Raw genomic sequence first — 18940 nt, forward strand, 5'->3', positions numbered from 1 at the left:
TTCCTCACCCCTGATCAACGGAGACCAGATGGTGTCAACGATCTCCGCACCCGCCACCTCGAGGGGCGTCTCCAAGCCCCGCCCCGGGCGGAAGCGGAAAAGCCCCTACCCGCTGTGGTTCTACCTGCCGGCCGCCATCATCTTCGGCGTGCTGTTCGCCGTGCCGACGTTCGCGTCGTTCTACTTCTCCCTCACCCGTTGGACGCTGTTCGACACCGAGTTCATCGGTCTGGACAACTTCCGCCAGTTCTTCAACGAGCCCTTCCTCGTCCGGGGGTTCATCAACACGTTCATCTACGGCTTCCTCACCTCGGCCGCCAAGGTGGTCCTGGGTCTGCTGCTGGGGGTGTTGCTCACCTCCCAGATCGTGGCTCGCGGCTACCTCCGGTCGGTGGTGTTCTTCCCGGTGCTGGTCTCCACGATCGGCATCGGCCTCACGTTCAAGATCTTGATGGATCCCTTCGACGGGGTGATCAACCAGGCTCTCGCGGTCTTCGGCATCGCCGGTCCGGCCTGGCTCACCGATCCTGCGCTGGCGCTCTACAGCGTCGCGCTGATCGACATCTGGAAAGGCGTCGGGATTGCCACCCTGATCTACATCGCGGGGCTCGTCGGGATCCCGCAGGAGTACTACGAGGCGGCCCGCGTCGACGGCGCCTCTGGTTGGCAGAACTTCTGGCACATCACCCTGCCGCTCGTGATGCCGGCGACCGCGACGGTGATCCTGCTGTCGCTCATCGGCGGGCTGCGGTCCTTCGAGCTCATCTGGGCCACGACCGGGGGCGGACCCGGCTTCAGCAGCGACGTGATCGGCTCGTTGATCTACAAGAACTACCAGGCCGGCTACTACGGTCTGTCCACCGCCGGCAACGTCATCTTGTTCGTGGTGGTGACGGCGATCGTGATCCCGGTTCAGTGGTTCCTGAGCCGGCGGGAGGTGCGGCGCTGATGAAGAGGAAGAAGCTCATCGGTTGGATCGTGGGCGTCGTGGCGGTGGTCGCGTCGGTGATCGTGTTCCTGGTCCCGTTCGCCTTCATCGTGCTCACCGCGGCCAAGACCGGTCCGGAGGCCGCCAAGTTCGACTTCAGCTGGCCCACCAGCTGGCACTTGTGGGAGAACATCCAGACGGTCCTGACCGTCCGCCAGTTCGTCGTGCTGCGGGCCTTCATCAACAGCACCACCCTGACCGTGGCCAGCGTGACGATCATGGTCGTGCTGGCCGCCATGGTCGGCTACGTGCTGCAGCGACGCCGCTCGCGGATCAACCCGCTGGTCAACCTGCTCGTGATGGCCGGCCTCATCGTGCCGCCGGCCATCGTGCCCACCATCTGGGTGCTGCAGGAGCTGGGCCTGTTCAAGCAGATGATCGGGATGATCCTGGTGAACGTGGCCTTCGGTCTGTCGTTCTGCATCCTGCTGTTCCGTGCCTTCGTCGCCTCGATCCCGAGGGAGCTGGACGAAGCGGCGACCGTGGACGGCGCGGGTCCGATCCGGCTGTTCTTCTCGGTCATCCTGCCGCTGCTCAAGCCGGTGGTGATCACCGTGATCGTGGTGCAGGCGGTGGCCATCTTCAACGACTTCACCGGACCGCTCTACTTCCTGCCCGGCAACGAGAACGTGACCGTGCAGCTCACCCTGTACAACTTCCAGGGCCAGATGCTGAGTCAGTGGCACCTGCTGTTCACCAACATCTTGTTGATCACGGTCCCGCCGCTGGTGATGTACATCTTCTTCAACCGCCAGATCGTGGCCGGCATGACGTCGGGAGCCGTCAAGGGCTGAGAAGCGCACCAACCCGCTTCCCGTTGCGAGCGGCCGTGCAGCGAAGCGCCCGGCCCGCCCGAACTCACCGACGCCCCCCTTCGCTCGTCCACGCACCCTCTGCACGGGTTGCGTGAGATAGCGAAAGGGGGCGTCACCGGTTACTGAGGGAAGCGGGGGAACTCGTCGTCGGGGAGCACCTGGCCGACGGTGAGGTCGAGGTCGTCGGTGCAGACGTGGCGGGCACCGCTGAAGCGGGTCTCGGCGTCGACGTAGATGTTCACCATCGCGTAGCGGAACTCGTCGGTGTCGTTGGGGTTCGCCGTGTGCGCGAGGTAGCCGTTGTGGAAGGTGCAGTCCCCCGCCCGCAGCGGCACGGTCACCCGCTGCTCGTAGGCCAGGTCCGGCGCCGCGGCGAACATGTCGTGGGCGTCGGTCAGGTCGATGGCCCGCAAGTCGTTGCGCTGGTGGCTGCCCGGGATGAACGTCATGCAGCCTCGCTCGACCGGCACGTCGACCAGCGCCACCCAGGCCGACAGCTGGTGCCGCCCGCCGGTGTGCGGCCAGTACGGCGAGTCCTGGTGGAACTCGGTGGCTGTGTGGTTGTGCGGCTTCTTGATCAACAGCTGGTCGTGCCACAGCCGGACGTCGGTCCCGGCCAGCTGGGCGGCGTAGTCGGCCAGACCCGGGTGCAGGGTCAGCTCGCGCAGGGTGACGTCGGACTTCCACACCTGGACGATCTGTCGGAACATCTGGTTGTCGGCGTCCAGCGAGCTGATCTCGTCGTACGCCCGGGCGGCCGCGGAGCGGTAGCGCTCGACCTCCTCGGGGCTGAGCACGCCCCTCAGGTGGATGAAGCCGTTGTCGCGGTAACCGGCGACCTCGTTTTCGGTGAGGGTGCGGGGGGCGACGCGGGTGGACTCGCCGATGAGCTGGGCCTGCATGCTGGGGTCTCCTTCGGGTCGAAGCGTGGACCGGCCGGGACCGGACAGGCCTTCATGCTCGCCCGCACCGGTCTCCGGCGACTAGGCTCAGGCCTCTCCACTCCTAGCACGATCCTGCTGAGGCCCTCATGGACCGTCTACGCCGCCGCCAGGTGTTCGGGCCGGACGGCTATCCGGTCGCCGCGGCTGTCATCGCCCTCGACGGACCCGTCGCCACCCACACCCACGACTTCCTGGAGCTGGCCGTGCTGCTGGAGGGTCGGGTCACGTACGCCACCCCGGACGGTGACCGGCCGCTGGAAGCCGGAGCGGTGATGGCGGTCCGCCCCGGCGACTGGCACGGCTACGCCGATCAGCACGACCCGGCGGTGATCGCCAACCTCTATCTCGGGCCGGAGCTGCTGCACGGCGAGCTGCGCTGGCTGCTCGAGGTCGGCGACCTCGGGCGGTTCCTGCTGCGCGGCGGGGTGGCTGTCGACGGCCTGGACGATCCCGGTCGCCACCGCGTACGGGAGCGCGTCGACGAGCTGAGCCGGGTGCGGGCGCAGCCGAGCCGAGCGAGCGCGGTGCTGGCAGTCGGTCTGACCTGCGCGGTCCTCGGCGAGCTCGGGGAGATCCGGTTGGACGAGGACCACCGGCCGGCACTCAGCCCGATAGTGCGTTCGGTGCTGCTGCTGATCGGACGCCGGCCTGCGCACCCGTGGACGATGGCGGAGCTCGCGACCGAGGTCGGTGCCTCGGTGTCCCACCTGCACCGCGAGTTCCGCGGTCAGCTCGGACTGACCCCGATGGCCTGGCTGGCCCGGAACCGGGCCGAGCTCGCCGCCTCGCTGCTGCTGCAGACCGACCGCCCGGTGGGGTGGGTGGGCGCCCAGGTGGGTTGGCCCGACCCCAACTACTTCAGCCGCTGCTTCCGCCGCGCGTACGGGATCAGTCCGTCGACGTACCGCCGGTGGAACACCATCAGCCCGGCCGCTCCCGGTGCCCTGACGCCCCCTTTCACTCACTGACGCACCCACTGCAGAGGGGGCGCGGGCACGCGAAGGGGGCGTCAGCGGGTGGGTGGGACGTGGCTGGTCACCAGAACTCGGGCGGGACCGTGCCGTTCAACCAGGCCAGCTCGTTGTCGGAGATGAACCGGGACAGCTGCAGGTCGAACTGCTCCGGGGGGCCGAGCCAGGCGTCGATGGCCTCCAGCAGGTGCTGACCGACTGCGGCGCTCGGCGCGTTCACCACGTGCCGCCAGGTCGTCTCGAAGCGGGGCGGGAGCTCCAGCTCCGCCAGCGCGGCCGTCAGGTACTTCTGACCGCTGAAGAACCGCCGGTGCTGGGCCAGGGCGATGCGGCCGGCGGCCAGGGCCAGGTGCACCCCCGCATGCTGCACCAGGAACCGGTCACCCAGCTGGTCGCCCTGCTTGAGGAAGTAGCCGCCGTACAGCCGCGCCTGCGCGCGGTAGGCGGTCACCCGACGGGACCAGACCTCGTCGGGCAGGGTGACCACGGCCGCCACCTGGTCGGCGATGCCGCCGATCTTGTCCAACATGACCCGGGCCCCGACGAAGGACGCCCGGGTCGGGTCATCGCCGTCCGCGACCGCGGCGGTCAGGTAGCCGGGGCTGGCCAGCTTGATGTCGACGTAGCCACCCGGGTAGGTGACCCCGTCCTGGCTGACGGCCGCGATCCTGCCGGCCGAGCGGGCCTGGGCGTACGCCTCGTCGGTGACGACCAGATAGAGGTCGACGTCGGAGTCCTCCCGCTCGGTGCCGCGCGCCACCGAACCGACGACCACCACCCCGAGCACCTCGGGACGGTCCCGAACCGTCTCCACGTAACCCTCGGCCGTCGCCTCGTGGTGCTGCACCGATCGCCTCCTCGTCCGCACGCTGAAACGTTCTACCCGGGGTCAAACTAGCGGCCCGTCCGGCAGCGTCAAAGGCCCCGCCGCCCGGCGACAGCGACGGACGGGTCCACTACCGTGGCCGGGTGACCAGCTACGTCGACGACTACTCCCCGGGCTCCGGCCGCCGCACTCCCGCCCGCGCCTGGCTGCACAGCGACGCTCCCGAGCTGAACCTGGACGGGGACTGGCGTTTCCGGCTGCTGCCGTCCCACCTGGGCCTGGACGACGCCGTCGCCGATCCACAGCTGGACGACGCCGACTGGTCCGAGCTGGCGGTGCCGTCGCACTGGGTGCTGGCCGGTGACGGGGCGTACGGCAAGCCGATCTACACCAACGTGATCTACCCGTTCCCGGTCGATCCTCCGCACATCCCCGACGAGAACCCGACGGGTGAGTACCGACGCCGGTTCGACCGGCCGGACTGGGCGCCGCGCGGCGACGGCGCTGCGCAGGTCCTGCTGCGGTTCGACGGCGTCGAGTCGGTCTACCGGGTCTGGCTGAACGGCACCGAGGTCGGGGTCGGCAAGGGCAGCCGGCTGGTCCAGGAGTTCGACGTCACCGAGCTGCTCGTCGACGGCGAGAACGTGCTGGTGGTGCGGGTGCACCAGTGGTCCTCGATGAGCTACATCGAGGACCAGGACCAGTGGTGGCTGCCCGGCATCTTCCGCTCGGTCACCCTGCTCTCTCGCCCGGTCGGCAGCCTGGACGACGTCTGGTTGCAGACCGCGTACGCCGACGGCACCGGCACCATCCGGCTGAGCGGACGCGCCACCGACGCCGCTTTCCCTGTGGTGGTGAGGATCCCCGAGCTGTCGTACGAGCAGTCGTTCGACTCACCCGACGCGCTCGGCGAGGTGATCACGATCGGCGGGGTCGAGCCGTGGAGCGCTGAGGTGCCGCGGTTGTACGACGTCGAGATCGCTGCCGCGGGCGAGACGATCCGGCTGCGGACCGGCTTCCGCACGGTGGAGATCGTCGGTGACCGGTTCCTGGTCAACGGCCGCCAGGTGATCTTCCGCGGGATGAACCGGCACGAGACCCACCCCGTACGCGGCCGGGTGTTCGACGCCGAGCACGCCCGGGCGGACATGATCATGATGAAGCAGCACAACGTGAACGCCATCCGGACCAGCCACTACCCACCGCACCCGGAGGTGCTGACCCTGGCCGACGAGCTCGGCTTCTGGGTGATCGACGAGTGCGACCTGGAGACCCACGGGTTCGTGTTCTCCGGCTGGGCGAAGAACCCGAGCGACGACGTGGCCTGGCGGGACGCGTACCTTGACCGGATCGAGCGGACCGTCGAGCGGGACAAGAACCACCCGAGCATCGTGATCTGGTCGCTGGGCAACGAGGCCGGCACCGGCGTCAACCTGGCGGCCATGGCGCAGTGGGTGCGAGGACGCGACCCGGAGCGTCCGGTGCACTACGAGGGCGACTACACCGGCGCCTACACCGACATCTACTCCCGCATGTACCCGAATCTGATGGAGACCGAGGCGATCGGTGGCGAGCACGGGGCGCTGCTGGAGTGCGGTCCGGCCGAGGCGCGCCGGGTGCGCAGCAAGCCGTTCCTGATGTGCGAGTACGTCCACGCGATGGGCAACGGCCCCGGCGCCATCGCCGAGTACGACGACCTCACCGAACGGTACGGCCGGCTGCACGGCGGTTTCGTCTGGGAGTGGCGTGATCATGGTCTGCTGACCCGCGCCGCCGACGGCACCCCGTACTACGGCTACGGCGGCGACTTCGGCGAGGTGGTGCACGACGGGAACTTCGTGATGGACGGCATGGTGCTGCCCGACGACTCCCCCACTCCCGGTCTCGCCGAGTTCGCCGCGGTCAGCCAGCCGGTGATCTTGACCCTGGACGGGTCGACCCTGGTGGTCCGCAGCCGGTTCCACTCCGCCGACACCCGTCACCTGCAGTTCGTGGCCCGGCGCGAGCTCGACGGCCGGATGGTCGAGGAGAGCGTGCTGGTGGTGCCGACGGTCCCGGCGGGTGGAGAGTCGTCGCTGGTGCTGCCGGACGAGCTGCTGGTCCCGGCCGGAGCGGGCGAGACCTGGCTGACGGTCGCCGCCGAGCTGGTGGCCGACACCGCCTGGGGACCCGCCGGGCACGTGGTGGCCTGCGCGCAGTTCGACCGCAGCCGACCGCCCTCGACCTCCACCCCCGTCGCGGCGACCGGCCGGGTCACCCGGACCGCGGACGAGCTGACGGTGGGTCCGAGTGTCTTCGCCGCCGCGACGGGGCGGCTCCGGCGGCTGCACGGGCTGCCGGTGGAGGGACCCCAGCTGGAGCTGTGGCGCGGTCCGACCGACAACGACCGGTCCGACCAGCGCGGGTCGTTCGAGCTCGGTGACCCGGACGCCACCGCCGGCGAGGGCGCTCCGGGTCCGTCGTCGGAGCAGCGGTGGCGGGACCGCGGACTGGACCGGCTGAGCCACCGGCTGCTGTCACTCAGCGACGACGACAGCTGTCTGGTCGTTCGGGTGCGGAGCGCCGCGGCCGCCGGCACGTTGTTCGTCGACACCACCTGCACCTGGACCGCCCTGACCGACGGCGGGCTCGCGCTCCGGGTCGAGATCAACCCGTCACCGGCCTGGGACTGCACCTGGCCCCGGGTAGGGGTCCGCTTCGACCTGCCGACCGACGTCGACCGGGCCGCCTGGTTCGGGACGGGACCGCACGAGTCCTATCCCGACACCGACCACGCCGCCCGGGTCAGCCGCTTCGCGGCCGGCATCGACGAGCTGAACGTGGCGTACTCCCGGCCGCAGGAGACCGGTCACCGGGCCGCGGTCCGCGAGCTCGAGCTGTTCGACGGCTCGGGCCCTCGACTCCGGCTGCGCTCGCTGGCCGGTCCGCACGGTCACCGGCCGGGCTTCACGCTCGCGCACCACACGCCGCAGGACCTCGACCGGAGCCCGCACCCGTACGAGCTGCCGACGCCGACGCACAGCCACCTGTTCCTGGACGCCGCCGTGCACGGTGTGGGTTCACGGGCCTGCGGCATCGACGTCCTGCCCGAGCACGCGCTCTGGCCGGGCGCCTTCCGCTTCGACGTCGTCTTCTCCGACCCGACCACCTGACTCACCTCGGTGGGTGGGGACCGCACCGCCGAGGCCGGGCTGGGTGGCCCGGGACGACCTGCCGCGCGAGCCGAGCGGGCAGACCGGAGACGGTGTGGTGAGGCAGAAGAGGCCGACTACCCGGTCTCGAAGTAGGAGGTGTCCAGGAACGCCTTGACCGCCGACTCCGGCACTCGGAAGCTGCGTCCGAAGCGGACGGCCTCCAGCTCGCCGGAGTGGATCAGGCGGTAGACCGACATCTTGGAGACGCGCATGACGGCCGCCACCTCGGCCACGGTGTAGAACCGCACACCGGTCAGTCGCCCCTGCAGCGAGGCCACTTCTTCTGGCTTGCCCTTGTCGACCATGGCCGGCCCCCATCCCCCTACGGTCGGCGCCGACGAGGGTCGGTGCACGTGATGGTGTGAGAGTAGTGGCAGTTGGTACTCGTGGGAAGATCTCACAGGAAATTCATCGCGACACGCCCCGCGCGTCTCGTTGACGAACCTCGATTCGCGACGCACACTACGCCGGCGGCGGGTCGCGAAGGACCGATTCGGACCGCCCTCCCCACCCGTCGTGCTAGAGACCCGGGTCGAGTCCGAGCTCGGGGAAGACCGCTCGACGGGTGGCCAGGATCGCCTGGTCGAGCCGGCTGGTGGGGCTGAAGCCGAGGTCGAAATCGGTGTAGTCGATCTCCACCCCGTCGGTCATGGCGACGGGCGCGTACGGCCCCAGGGGCTCGCGCCACGCCGGCGGTGTCTCCGTCTCCGGGGCGAGCGGCTGGCCCGCGACGATCGCGAGCAGGTGGGTCCAGGCGCGCGGCACCACGTTGGTGATCGCGTACCCGCCGCCACCGGTCGACACCCACCGACCCTCACAGAACCGGTCGGCCAGATCGGCCAGGGCGAGGTAGGAGGCCCTCTGCCCGTCCACGGTGAGCTCGAGATCGGCCAGCGGGTCGTGCTGGTGGGAGTCGCAGCCGTGCTGGGTGACCAGGATCTGCGGAGCGAAGGCCTCCAGCACCTGCGGGACCACCGCGTGGAAGGCCCGCAGCCAACCCGAGTCGCCCGTCCCGGCGGGGAGCGCGACGTTGACCGCCGAGCCGATCGCGTCCGGCCCGCCCGTCTCCGACGGGTAGCCGGTGCCGGGGAAGAGCACCGCCGGTGTCTCGTGCAGGCTCACCGTGAGCACCCGGGGGTCGTGGTAGAAGATCTGCTGCACCCCGTCGCCGTGGTGCACGTCCACGTCCACGTACGCGATCCGCTCGGCGCCGTTGGCCAGCAGCCAGCTGATGGCCACCGCGACGTCGTTGTAGACGCAGAACCCGCTGGTGGCCCGCGGCATGGCGTGGTGCAGCCCGCCGCTGATGTTGCAGGCCCGTCGCACCTCGCCCTGCCACACCCCGCGTGCGGCCTCGGTGGTCGCCATGGCGATCGTGCCCGACACCTCGTGCATCCGCGGGAAGATCGGGTTGTCGGTGGTGCCCAGCCCGTAGGCCAGGTTCTCCACGTTGGCCTTGACCGCGTCCACGTAGTCCCGGTCGTGGACCGCGAGGATGACGTCGTCGTCGACGGCCGGCGGCGGCACGACCTCGAGCAGGTCGAGCACACCCAGCTGCCGAGCCAGATCGATGGTGTGCCGGACCCGGCCCGGACCCATCGCGTGGTCGACGCCGAAGTCGTACCTGGTCAGCTCCTCGGAGTGGACCAGCCGCCCGCTCATCGCGGGGCCGCCGGGGTCCCGGCGGTCGATCGCGCCGCTTCGGCCAGCGACCGGCTGCGATCGCGCGCCGCCTCCATGGCACCGAGGAAGGCCGCCCGCACCTTGTGGTCCTCCAGCACCCTGATGGCGGCGGCGGTGGTCCCACCCGGAGAGGTGACGCGTTCGCGCAGCACGGTGGGGTGCTCGCCCGTCTCCCGCAGCATGGTGGCCGAACCGAGCATCGTCTGCACCACCAGCTCGGTGGAGATGTCCCGCGGCAGGCCCAGGTGCACGCCGGCCTCGATCATCGCCTCCACCACGAAGAAGAGATACGCCGGACCGGAGCCCGAGATGGCCGTGACCGCGTCCTGGTAGCGCTCGGGCACGGTGACGACACGACCTGTGGCCGAGAGGATCTCGGTCACGTGATCGAGGTGATGGGGTTGCGCGTAGGTGCCCGGGGAGATGGCCGCCATCCCCTGGTCGACCAGCGCGGGGGTGTTCGGCATCACGCGCACCACGGGGGTCTCTCCCCCCAGACCTGCTTCGATCGAGGCGGTGTCCACACCGGCGGCGAGCGAGACGACGAGGGTGCCGGCCCGCAGCGAGCCGCGGATCTCGCCCAGCAGCTCGCTCATGTCCTGGGGCTTGACCACCAGGATCACGGTGTCGGCCGACGCCGCCGCCTCGTCGTTCTCCAGCATGGTGATGCCGTAGCGCTCCGTCAGATCCGCCTGCCGCTCCGGTCGGCGGTCGGTGGCGACGATGCGCGCGACGTCCCAGCCGGCGCGAACGAGCCCGGAGAGCACGGTCTCCCCCATCACCCCGGCGCCGAGGATGGCCAGCACCGGTGCCCCGGTTGCGGCCGGGGACTGCTGCCGGTCGTCGCTGACCTGCTCGCCCATCGCGGTCAGGCCTGCCGGTCGCTGACCAGCTGCGAGATGACGAGCTCCGCGATCTGGACCGCGTTGAGGGCGGCGCCCTTGCGCAGGTTGTCGTTGCTGATGAACAGCACCAGCCCCCGACCGTCGGGCACGGACTGGTCGGTGCGGATCCGTCCGACGAAGCTGGGGTCCTGCCCGGCCGCGTCCAGCGGTGTGGGGACGTCGAGCAGCGCGACCCCGGGAGCCTCGGCGAGCAGCGCCGTGGCCTGCTCGGGGCTGATCGGCTCGGCGAACTCCGCGTGGATGGCCAGCGAGTGACCGGTGAAGACCGGCACCCGCACGCAGGTGCCGGCGACCAGCAGGTCGGGCAGGTGCAGGATCTTGCGCGACTCGTTGCGCAGCTTCTGCTCCTCGTCGGTTTCACCGCTGCCGTCGTCGACGACGGAGCCGGCGAGCGGCAGCACGTTGTAGGCGATGTTCTTGACGTACGTCACCGGCTCGGGGAACGCCACCGAACCACCGTCGAAGGCGAGCCCGGCAGCCTCGTCGACGACCGCCTTCACCTGGCTGTCGAGCTCCTCGACCCCGGCGCCGCCGGAGCCGGAGACGGCCTGGTAGGTGGCCACGGTGAGCCGGGTCAGTCGGGCCCGGTCGTGCAACGGCTTCAGCACCGGCATGGCCGCCATGGTCGTGCAGTTGGGGTTGGCGATGATGCCCTTGGGCGGCCGCAGCGCGTCGTCGGGGTTGACCTCGCTGACCACCAGCGGGACCTCGGGGTCCATCCGCCAGGCCGAGGAGTTGTCGATCACGATCGCCCCAGCGGCCGCCACCTGGGGCGCCGTGGCCAGCGAAGCGGTCTTGCCGTTGGAGAACAGGGCGAGGTCGAGTCCGGTGAAGTCCGCCGTGGCGGTGTCCTCGACCACGACCTCGGTGCCGGCGAACTCGATCGTCCGGCCGGCGGACCGGGCGGAGGCGAAGAACCTGATCTCGGTGAAGGGGAACGCACGCTCCGCCAGCAACGTCCGCATGACGCCGCCGACCTGACCGGTCGCTCCGAAAACTCCTACGCGCATGGGGTCAGACTACGGCCCCGCCGCCCGGCGCGGTTCCGACTTCCGCGCCCTGGGCCGGGCCCGGAAGGCGGTCGGCCAGAAGTGCGGAGAACTCGTCGGCCCAGGTGAGCTTGCGCACCAGCTCGGCCCGACCCTCGGCCGTGCGCCGTCGACAGTGCTCGACGAAGGCCAGCGCCGACGCGTCGCCGGGCTCCTCGGCGAGCACGCGGAACGCGTCGAGCAGCTGCCGCATCTCCTCCAGGCTGAAGTCCAGCGGCTTCATCCGCCGGATCAGCAGCAGCCGCTCGAGGTCGGTCTCCGTGTAGAGGCGGAAGCCGCCGCTGGAGCGGTGCGACGGGGTCACCAGACCCTTCTCCTCCCAGTGGTGCAGGGTGCGGACCGACAGCCCGAGCCGGTCGGCGACCACCCCGACCTGCATCCCCTCCGACGTCACTGCCCGGCTCCCAGCCGACCCGAGAGCCGATCGTGCCAGTCCTGGCTCGGCCCGTTCAGCCCGACGATGCTCACGCTCTTCCCGTGCTGCCGGTACTTCTGCTCGATGGCGTCCAGCGCGGCGACCGTCGACGAGTCGTAGATCTGCGACTGCGACAGGTCGATGATCACCTCGGCCGGGTCGCCGACGTAGTCGAACTGGTAGACGAGGTCGTTGCTGGAGGCGAAGAAGAGGGGGCCGCGGACCGCGTACACCCGGGTGTTCTCGTCGGGGTGCGCGATGTCGACCACCTCGGTGAAGTGGGCCACCCGACGGGCGAAGAACAGGGTCGCCACCAGGACGCCGACGATCACCCCGTACGCGAGGTTGTGGGTGACCACGGTGACCGCCACGGTGCACAGCATGATCATCGTGGCACTGAGCGGCATCCGCCGCAGGGTACGGGGATCGACGCTGTGCCAGTCGAACGTGCCCACCGACACCATGATCATCACCGCGACCAGGGCGGCCATCGGGATCAGCGCCACCACGTCACCCAGCCCGACGACCAGGATGAGCAGGAACAACCCGGCCAGGAAGGTGGAGATCCGGGTGCGGGCGCCGGAGACCTTCACGTTGATCATGGTCTGGCCGATCATGGCGCAGCCGCCCATGCCGCCGAACAGACCCGTGACCAGGTTCGCCACTCCCTGGCCCCAGCCCTCCCGGGTCTTGTCGGAGTGGGTGTCGGTGATGTCGTCGACCAGCTTGGCCGTCATCAGCGACTCCAGCAGCCCGACCAGGGCCATCGCGATCGCGTACGGTCCGACGATCCGCAGCGTCTCCACGGTCAGCGGCACCTGCGGCCAGAACAGGGTCGGGAGGCTGTCGGGCAGCGCACCCTGGTCGCCCACGGTCGGGACCGTCACCCCGACGACCAGGGCGAAGCCGGTGAGCAGCACGATCGCCACCAGCGGGGCGGGCACCACCGAGGTCAGCCGGGGCAGCAGCACGATCACCGCGAGGCCGACGGCCACCATCGGGTAGACCAACCAGGGCACGCCGATCAGGTGCGGGACCTGGCTGGTGAAGATCAGGATGGCCAGCGCGTTGACGAAGCCGACCATCACGCTGCGCGGGATGAACCGCATCAGCTTGGCCACCCCGAGCAGGCCGAGGGCGATCTGCACCAGTCCCGCCAGCAGCACCGCCGCCACCAGGTAGTCCACGCCGTGCGCGCGGGTGAGCGGCGCCACCACCAGCGCGATCGCCCCGGTGGCGGCGGAGATCATGGCCGGCCGGCCGCCGGTGAAGGCGATGGTGACCGCCATGGTGAAGGACGCGAACAGCCCCACCCGCGGGTCGACGCCCGCGATGATCGAGAAGGAGATGGCCTCCGGGATGAGGGCCAGGGCGACCACGAGTCCGGCGAGCACCTCGGTCCGCAGCCGACGCGGTGAGCGGAGGGCTGCCAGCACCGACGTGACCGGGGTGGCAGTCAGCGCAGCGGGACGGGTTTCGGACACGGGCATGAGCACCTGGCTTCGTGGTGGGGAAGGTAGCGGTCTGGCGGGTCAGCCGGGGCCGGTGAGCGAGACGTCGGCAGTGGCCCCTCCGCGCCGGTTGCAACTCTACCCTCACGTAAGGGTTGGGTTGAGACAGCGGTCGGTCGGCGAAGATGGGCCGGTGAACAGCTCCGACCCGGTCTCGCCGGTACGCCCTCGGCTGGGGCTCGAGGTGCTCGTGGTGCTGGCCATCTCGCTCGGCCAGTCCGGGGTCTACTCGGTGCTCCGGATCATCGAGCGGATGACCCGGGGGGTCCAGCTCAACCAGCAGACCTCGACGCTGAACGCCTCGGTCACCCCTGACCGCCCGTGGCTCGACCTGATCTACCAGGTCGTCGGCATCGGCTTCGCGGTGGTGCCCGCGCTGCTGGCCCTCTACCTGCTCGGACTGACCGATCGGCCGGCCGGCCGCCGGATCGGCTTCGACCTGACCCGACCGCGCTTCGACGCCTGGTTCGGCACGATGATCGCCGCCTGCATCGGCATCCCGGGGCTGGGGCTCTACCTGGTGGCCAAGGCGCTCGGGGTCAACACCCAGGTGCAGGCGTCGGGGCTGACCGACCACTGGTGGACCATCCCGGTGCTCGTCGTGGCCGCGGCCCAGAACGCGGTGCTCGAGGAGGTCGTGATGATCGGCTACCTGTTCACCCGACTCGACCGGCTGGGCTGGCGGCTGCCAGCTGTCGTGCTGGTCAGCGCGGTGGTGCGCGGTTCCTACCACCTCTACCAGGGCTGGGGCGGGTTCGCCGGGAACCTGATCATGGGCGTGATGTTCGGGCTGATCTACCTGCGCTGGAAGCGGGTGATGCCGCTGGTCGTGGCCCACACGCTGCTCGACGTCGCGGCCTTCGTGGGCTACGCGCTGCTGGCGCCCCACGTCTCGTGGCTGTGAGGCACGGATCGTGTGAGTTCAGGGTCTGAGACGAGCCCTGATCTCACACGTTGACGACCGGAGGGCGATCACTTTCTCGATATCAGGCTGTGGGCGAAGAACCGCATGTTCGAGGGCTTCTCGGCCAGCCGACGCACCAGGTAGCCGTACCAGTCGGTGCCGTAGGGGACGTAGACGCGGACCCGGTGCCCGAGCCAGGCCAGCCGGGCCTGCTCGCTGGGTCTGATCCCGTAGAGCATCTGCAGCTCGAAGCTGTCCTTGGCCCGGTGCTCCCGCTCGGCCAGGGCCACCGCGATCTCCACCAGCCGGGGATCGTGGGTGGCCACCATCGGGTAGCCGTCGCCGGACATCAGGATCTTCAGGCAGCGGACGTAGGCCCGGTCGATCTCGGCTGGATCGGTGTGCGCCACCGACTCCGGCTCGGCGTAGGCGCCCTTGCACAGCCGGACCCGGGAGCCCGCGCCGGCGAGCGCCTCGCAGTCGGCCTCGGTCCGGAAGAGGTAGGCCTGCAGGACCGCACCGACCCAGGGGTAGTCGCGCCGCAGCTCGGCGACGATGCCCAGAGTGGAGTCGGTGGTGGTGTGGTCCTCCATGTCGACGGTGACAGTGGTGCCGACCTCGAGAGCCGCCTCGCAGATCAGCTGCGCGTTCTCGGTGGCGATCTTCTCACCGTGCGCGCCCAGCAGCTGTCCGATCGCGGACAGCTTCACCGACACCTCTGCGGTGGCGGCCAGACCGGCCTCGGACAGGCGCGCGAGCAGGTCGAGGTAGGCGTCGGTCGTCGCGCCGGCCTGCTCCCGCTTGGTGGTGTCCTCACCCAGGTGGTCGATGGTGACGGTCAGTCCGGCGTCCGCCAGGGCGCGGGTCGCCCGCAAGGCGTCGTCGGTGGTCTCGCCGGCCACGTAGCGGTCGACGACCCGACGGGTCACCGGCGCGTGCGTGACCGTGGACTTCATCACCTTGCTGCGGGAGATCTTCAGCAGGGCCTCACGAAGGACCGGCACCTCGCGCTCCTCTCCCCCTGGCCGGGGCCGCCCCGGTGCACCTCGACCCTAGCCTCCGCCCCGCCGACCGGGTTCAGACCGTGTCGTCGCTCCCACCGGTCAGGGCGTCCGCCACACCCGCACCGTCGACCGCGTACGTCGGGTGCAGCGGCGTGGCGAGGTGCAGCCGGGTGAAGGCCAGCGACTCCGCCAGATCGGCTTCGCGCTGGGCCCGGGTGTCGGCCTTGCGGGTGTTCACCTCGAGCACGACGTGCCCGTCGAAGTCGGTCCGAGCCAGGTGCTCCAGCAGCTTGTCGGCCCGCTGGTCGCCACGGCCGGGCACCATGTGCTCGTCCTTGGCCGAGCCGCTGCCGTCGGTCAGGTGCACGTGGCGGAGTCGGTCCCCCCACGACCGGGCGAGGTCGAGCGACTGCTGGTTGGCCGTGGAGGCGTGCGAGAGGTCAAGGGTCAAGGTGTCGTAGTCGAGCTCGGTCGGGTCCCAGCCCGGCATGTACGCCTTGAGCTCCCCGCCGGGGGTCCGCCACGGGTACATGTTCTCCACGGCGAAGGTGATGCCGGTCTCCTCGGCCAGCCGCCGCACACCGGCCACGAAGCCGCGGGCGTACTCCCGCTGCCAGCGGAACGGCGGGTGCACCACGACGACGTCGCAGTCCAGCCGGCGGGCCGCCTCGGCCGAGCGCTCGAGCTTCGCCCACGGGTCGGTGCCCCAGACGCGCTGGGTGATCAGCAGACACGGCGAGTGCACCGACAGCACCGGGACCTGGTGGTAGTCGCGCAGCTTCTCGACCGCGTCGATGTCGGCGGCCACCGGGTCGATACCGACCATGAGCTCGACCCCGTCGTAGCCGAGCCGGCGGGCCAGCTCGAACGCACTGGAGGTGGTCTCGGGGTAGACCGAGGAGGTCGACAGACCGACCTTCGCGGCCGGCACCCTCACGGCGCGCTCGTCGGCATCGGACACGCCCCACAGCGTAGCCCCGAGACCCCACAGGACCCACGGACTCACGCGTAGGCTCTGCGCGTGCCCGAGGTGAAGCTGCCGTTCCCGCGTGCGTACGTGGAGTTCAGCGATCCTGGCGACGGCGAGACGGTGTACCGCTGCGACCTCACCTGGCTGACCTCCCGCTGGACCTGCATCTTCGGCAGCGGCTGCCAGGGCATCTACGCCGACCGGCCCGACGACGGGTGCTGCACCCTCGGCGCCCACTTCGCGGACGCCGACGACGAGAAGCGGGTCCGCAGGTCGGTCCGCCGCCTGACCGGCGAGCAGTGGCAGTACAAGAAGGCGGCCAAGAAGGACGGCTGGGTCGAGCTGGAGGGCCCCGACACCGTCGCCGAGGGCGAGGAGCCCGCCCGCAAGACCCGGGTGGTCGACGGGGCCTGCATCTTCTTGAACCGCCCGGACTTCCCCGCCGGCGGCGGCTGCGCGCTGCACCTGCTCGCCCTGCAGGAAGGTCGCAGCTTCGTGGAGACCAAGCCCGACGTCTGCTGGCAGCTGCCGCTGCGGCGTCAGTTCCGGACCGTGACCCGGGGCGACCAGACCACCTACACCGAGGTCACTCTCGGGGAGTACGTGCGCGAGGGCTGGGGTGCCGGGGGCCATGACCTCGACTGGTACTGCACCTCCAACACCGAAGCCCACATCGGCTCGCAGCCGGTCTACCTGGCCAACCGCGACGAGCTGGTGGAGCTGATGGGCGCCGGGGCGTACGCCACGTTGGCCGACCTGTGCGCGGAGTTCGACCAGACCCCCGGGACCCTGCTGCGTCATCCCGCGACGGTCCGGGCGTCCGCGACCCGCCGCTGACCTGCGGACGTGTCTGGTCCGGGGCAGGAGAAAAGGCCCCCGCCGGTGGCGCGCCCGTGAAGGGCACCACAATGGGGCCATGCGCCTGGACCACCTGTCGTACGCAGCCGGTCCCGACGGCGCCCGCAGCACCGCCGGGGAGCTGGGTCGGCTGCTGGGTTCGGAGTTCGTCGACGGCGGCTTCCACCCCCGGTTCGGCACCCGCAACTTCACGCTCGCGCTGGCCGGTGGCCGCTACCTGGAGGTGGTCGAGGTGCTCGATCACCCGGCGGCCGACAAGGCGGTCTTCGGTCAGGTCGTCCGGGCCCGCTCGGCCGAGGGCGGCGGCTGGCTCGGCTGGGTCGTCGCCACCGAGGACCTGGCCGAGGTCGAGACGAGGATCGGGCGTCAGGCGATCGAGGGACACCGGCACCTGCCCGACGGCACCCGGCTGGAGTGGCGCCAGCTCGGCGTGCGCGGCCTGCAGAGCGATCCCCAGCTGCCGTTCTTCGTCCAGTGGCGCAGTGACGCCGGCATCCACCCCTCGGTGGGCGGCGGCGACATCGACCTGCTCGGCGTGGAGATCGCCGGCTCCCAGCAGCGGGTGGAGGAGTGGCTGGGCGGGTCGGCGGACAAGGCGCTGGCCGACATCCCGATCCAGTGGGTCGCTCCACGAGGCCAGCCAGGGCTGATCGCGGCCACGTTCGGCACGCCCAACGGAGTCGTCCGGGTCTAGGCAACCTGCCCACCCGATCGACCCAGGCGACGGGCAATCTGCACAGGCTGCCCGGGCGGGTCGAGGGCGCGAGCCAGGAAGCGGTCCGGGACCTAGCCTCGGTGCATGGCGCTCCGCATCCGTCCTGAGGCCGCCGGTCTGCCGGTCTACCGACCCGGCCGTCGACCGCCGCTCGTCGACGGGCTGCCGGCCCACAAGCTCTCCAGCAACGAGAACCCCTATCCGCCGCTGCCGGGGGTCCTGGCCGCCGCGACGCAGGCCTGCACCGAGCTGAACCGCTACCCCGACATCGCCGCGACGACCCTGACCCGGGTGCTGGCCGAGCGACTGGGCGTCGACCCGGACCGGCTGGCCTTCGGGACCGGCTCGGTGGCCGTCCTCTTCCACCTGCTCAACGTGCTCGGCCGTCCGGGCGCCGAGGTGGTGTACGCGTTCCGCAGCTTCGAGGCCTACCCGATCGCCACCCAGCTCAGCGGCGCGACCGGCGTCCCGGTGCCGCTGACCGAGACGTACGAGCACGATCTGGAGGCGATGCTGAGGGCGATCGGACCGGCGACGGTGGCCGTGCTGCTCTGCACGCCGAACAACCCGACCGGTCCGGCGCTGCGGCAGAGCGACGTCGAGGCGTTCCTCGAGCGGGTGCCGGAGCACGTGGCGGTGGTCGTGGACGAGGCGTACGTGGAGTTCGTCGAGGACCCGGCCGCCGTGAACGGGCTGTCGCTGCTCGACCGACCCAACGTGGTCCTGCTGCGGACGTTCTCCAAGGCGTACGGGCTGGCCGGGCTGCGCATCGGCTACGCCGTGGCCGCGCCGGAGCTGGCCGCCGTGCTGCGCGCCGCGGCGAACCCGTTCGGGGTGACGACCATCGCCCAGGCCGCCGCCCTGGCCTCGCTGGCGGCGGAGGACGCCCTGCGGGAGCGGGTCGATGAGCTGGTGCTGCGCCGAACGGCGATGGTGAAGACCCTCCGCGACCACGGCCACGACGTCCCGGACGCCCAGGGCAACTTCGTCTGGCTGCCTGCGGGTCCCCAGACGCAGGCCTGGACCGACACGTTCGCCGACGCCGGGGTGATGGTCCGCCCGTACGCCACCCCCGGTCCGCACGGGGAACCGGGCCGCTTCGACGGCCTCCGCATCACCGTCGGCGATCCGGAGGCCAACAACCTCGCGCTCGAGATCGCCACACAGCTGACCTGACGTTCCTCACCC

General features: G+C 70.5%; 18 protein-coding genes. 8 read left to right on the forward strand and 10 right to left on the reverse strand.

What is annotated here, in order from left to right:
* Nucleotides 1-949, forward strand: a 949-nt coding sequence (locus ABD714_RS21370; protein WP_344814482.1) for a carbohydrate ABC transporter permease, incomplete at its 5' end; no start/stop codon positions are given.
* Nucleotides 949-1782 carry a carbohydrate ABC transporter permease gene (locus tag ABD714_RS21375; protein WP_344814483.1) on the forward strand — a complete coding sequence of 278 codons (834 nt, stop codon included), beginning with the start codon at nt 949-951 and terminating at the stop codon, nt 1780-1782. The genes ABD714_RS21370 and ABD714_RS21375, both read left to right, overlap by 1 nt.
* A gap of 140 nt (nt 1783-1922) precedes the next feature.
* Here the strand turns inward: ABD714_RS21375 and ABD714_RS21380 are convergent, their stop codons facing one another.
* A complete protein-coding gene (locus ABD714_RS21380) occupies nt 1923-2705 on the reverse strand; it encodes a phytanoyl-CoA dioxygenase family protein (protein ID WP_344814484.1) in 783 nt (260 codons plus the stop codon).
* A gap of 128 nt (nt 2706-2833) precedes the next feature.
* Here ABD714_RS21380 and ABD714_RS21385 point away from each other — a divergent pair, with 128 nt between their 5' ends.
* Nucleotides 2834-3715, forward strand: coding sequence for a helix-turn-helix transcriptional regulator (locus ABD714_RS21385; protein ID WP_344814485.1), 882 nt, complete (start codon nt 2834-2836; stop codon nt 3713-3715).
* Between the two features lie 67 nt (nt 3716-3782).
* Here ABD714_RS21385 and ABD714_RS21390 read toward each other — a convergent pair whose 3' ends face one another.
* Nucleotides 3783-4565 (reverse strand): nucleotidyltransferase domain-containing protein, encoded by a 783-nt coding sequence (locus tag ABD714_RS21390; RefSeq protein ID WP_344814486.1) that lies wholly within the window; start codon nt 4563-4565, stop codon nt 3783-3785.
* A gap of 122 nt (nt 4566-4687) precedes the next feature.
* Here ABD714_RS21390 and ABD714_RS21395 point away from each other — a divergent pair, with 122 nt between their 5' ends.
* Nucleotides 4688-7696 (forward strand): glycoside hydrolase family 2 TIM barrel-domain containing protein, encoded by a 3009-nt coding sequence (locus ABD714_RS21395; RefSeq protein ID WP_344814487.1) that lies wholly within the window; start codon nt 4688-4690, stop codon nt 7694-7696.
* A gap of 116 nt (nt 7697-7812) precedes the next feature.
* On the opposite strand, the gene ABD714_RS21400 is transcribed toward ABD714_RS21395, so the two are convergent.
* The 6 genes from ABD714_RS21400 to ABD714_RS21425 form a co-directional block, all read right to left on the reverse strand.
* Entirely contained in the window at nt 7813-8043 is a 231-nt protein-coding gene (locus ABD714_RS21400) for a helix-turn-helix domain-containing protein (protein ID WP_344814488.1), read from the reverse strand.
* Between the two features lie 214 nt (nt 8044-8257).
* Nucleotides 8258-9400 (reverse strand): acetoin utilization protein AcuC, encoded by a 1143-nt coding sequence (locus ABD714_RS21405; RefSeq protein WP_344814489.1) that lies wholly within the window; start codon nt 9398-9400, stop codon nt 8258-8260.
* Nucleotides 9397-10284: a pyrroline-5-carboxylate reductase gene (gene proC, locus ABD714_RS21410; RefSeq protein WP_344814490.1), complete on the reverse strand. Its 888-nt coding sequence runs from the start codon at nt 10282-10284 to the stop codon at nt 9397-9399. Before proC ends, ABD714_RS21405 begins: the two co-directional genes overlap by 4 nt.
* Nucleotides 10285-10289: 5 nt before the next feature.
* Complete coding sequence (locus ABD714_RS21415; protein ID WP_344814491.1) at nt 10290-11336, reverse strand: aspartate-semialdehyde dehydrogenase; 1047 nt, start codon at nt 11334-11336, stop codon at nt 10290-10292.
* A 4-nt stretch (nt 11337-11340) separates the two neighbouring features.
* A complete protein-coding gene (locus ABD714_RS21420; RefSeq protein ID WP_344814492.1) occupies nt 11341-11769 on the reverse strand; it encodes a MerR family transcriptional regulator in 429 nt (142 codons plus the stop codon).
* Nucleotides 11766-13274, reverse strand: a complete 1509-nt coding sequence (locus ABD714_RS21425) for a SulP family inorganic anion transporter (RefSeq protein WP_344814493.1) — start codon at nt 13272-13274, stop codon at nt 11766-11768. Before ABD714_RS21425 ends, ABD714_RS21420 begins: the two co-directional genes overlap by 4 nt.
* 160 nt (nt 13275-13434) lie before the next feature.
* On the opposite strand from ABD714_RS21425, the gene ABD714_RS21430 reads away from it, so the two are divergent.
* Nucleotides 13435-14205: a CPBP family intramembrane glutamic endopeptidase gene (locus ABD714_RS21430; RefSeq protein ID WP_344814494.1), complete on the forward strand. Its 771-nt coding sequence runs from the start codon at nt 13435-13437 to the stop codon at nt 14203-14205.
* A gap of 68 nt (nt 14206-14273) precedes the next feature.
* Here ABD714_RS21430 and ABD714_RS21435 read toward each other — a convergent pair whose 3' ends face one another.
* Both ABD714_RS21435 and ABD714_RS21440 read right to left on the reverse strand, forming a co-directional pair.
* Nucleotides 14274-15209, reverse strand: coding sequence for a proline dehydrogenase family protein (locus tag ABD714_RS21435; protein WP_344814495.1), 936 nt, complete (start codon nt 15207-15209; stop codon nt 14274-14276).
* A gap of 73 nt (nt 15210-15282) precedes the next feature.
* On the reverse strand, nt 15283-16170 hold the full coding sequence (locus ABD714_RS21440; RefSeq protein WP_344814496.1) for a sugar phosphate isomerase/epimerase family protein: 888 nt from the start codon (nt 16168-16170) through the stop codon (nt 15283-15285).
* 60 nt (nt 16171-16230) lie between these two features.
* Between ABD714_RS21440 and ABD714_RS21445 the strand changes: the two genes are divergently transcribed.
* From ABD714_RS21445 to ABD714_RS21455, 3 genes are all read left to right on the forward strand, one after another.
* Nucleotides 16231-17016, forward strand: coding sequence for a DUF3109 family protein (locus ABD714_RS21445; protein WP_344814497.1), 786 nt, complete (start codon nt 16231-16233; stop codon nt 17014-17016).
* Between the two features lie 79 nt (nt 17017-17095).
* Complete coding sequence (locus ABD714_RS21450) at nt 17096-17731, forward strand: VOC family protein (RefSeq protein WP_344814498.1); 636 nt, start codon at nt 17096-17098, stop codon at nt 17729-17731.
* 105 nt (nt 17732-17836) lie between these two features.
* Entirely contained in the window at nt 17837-18928 is a 1092-nt protein-coding gene (locus ABD714_RS21455) for a histidinol-phosphate transaminase (protein WP_344814499.1), read from the forward strand.
* Nucleotides 18929-18940 lie beyond the last annotated feature (12 nt).

This window comes from Microlunatus aurantiacus (assembly GCF_039536605.1).
Taxonomy (GTDB): domain Bacteria; phylum Actinomycetota; class Actinomycetes; order Propionibacteriales; family Propionibacteriaceae; genus Microlunatus; species Microlunatus aurantiacus.

What these genes read in the sequence shown, in the direction of transcription:
- ABD714_RS21375 (WP_344814483.1), top strand. Translation starts at nt 949, where the DNA reads ATGAAGAGGAAGAAGCTCATCGGTTGGATCGTGGGCGTCGTGGCGGTG.
- ABD714_RS21380 (WP_344814484.1), bottom strand. Translation starts at nt 2,705, where the DNA reads ATGCAGGCCCAGCTCATCGGCGAGTCCACCCGCGTCGCCCCCCGCACC.
- ABD714_RS21385 (WP_344814485.1), top strand. Translation starts at nt 2,834, where the DNA reads ATGGACCGTCTACGCCGCCGCCAGGTGTTCGGGCCGGACGGCTATCCG.
- ABD714_RS21400 (WP_344814488.1), bottom strand. Translation starts at nt 8,043, where the DNA reads ATGGTCGACAAGGGCAAGCCAGAAGAAGTGGCCTCGCTGCAGGGGCGA.
- ABD714_RS21405 (WP_344814489.1), bottom strand. Translation starts at nt 9,400, where the DNA reads ATGAGCGGGCGGCTGGTCCACTCCGAGGAGCTGACCAGGTACGACTTC.
- proC (WP_344814490.1), bottom strand. Translation starts at nt 10,284, where the DNA reads ATGGGCGAGCAGGTCAGCGACGACCGGCAGCAGTCCCCGGCCGCAACC.
- ABD714_RS21415 (WP_344814491.1), bottom strand. Translation starts at nt 11,336, where the DNA reads ATGCGCGTAGGAGTTTTCGGAGCGACCGGTCAGGTCGGCGGCGTCATG.
- ABD714_RS21450 (WP_344814498.1), top strand. Translation starts at nt 17,096, where the DNA reads ATGCGCCTGGACCACCTGTCGTACGCAGCCGGTCCCGACGGCGCCCGC.
- ABD714_RS21455 (WP_344814499.1), top strand. Translation starts at nt 17,837, where the DNA reads ATGGCGCTCCGCATCCGTCCTGAGGCCGCCGGTCTGCCGGTCTACCGA.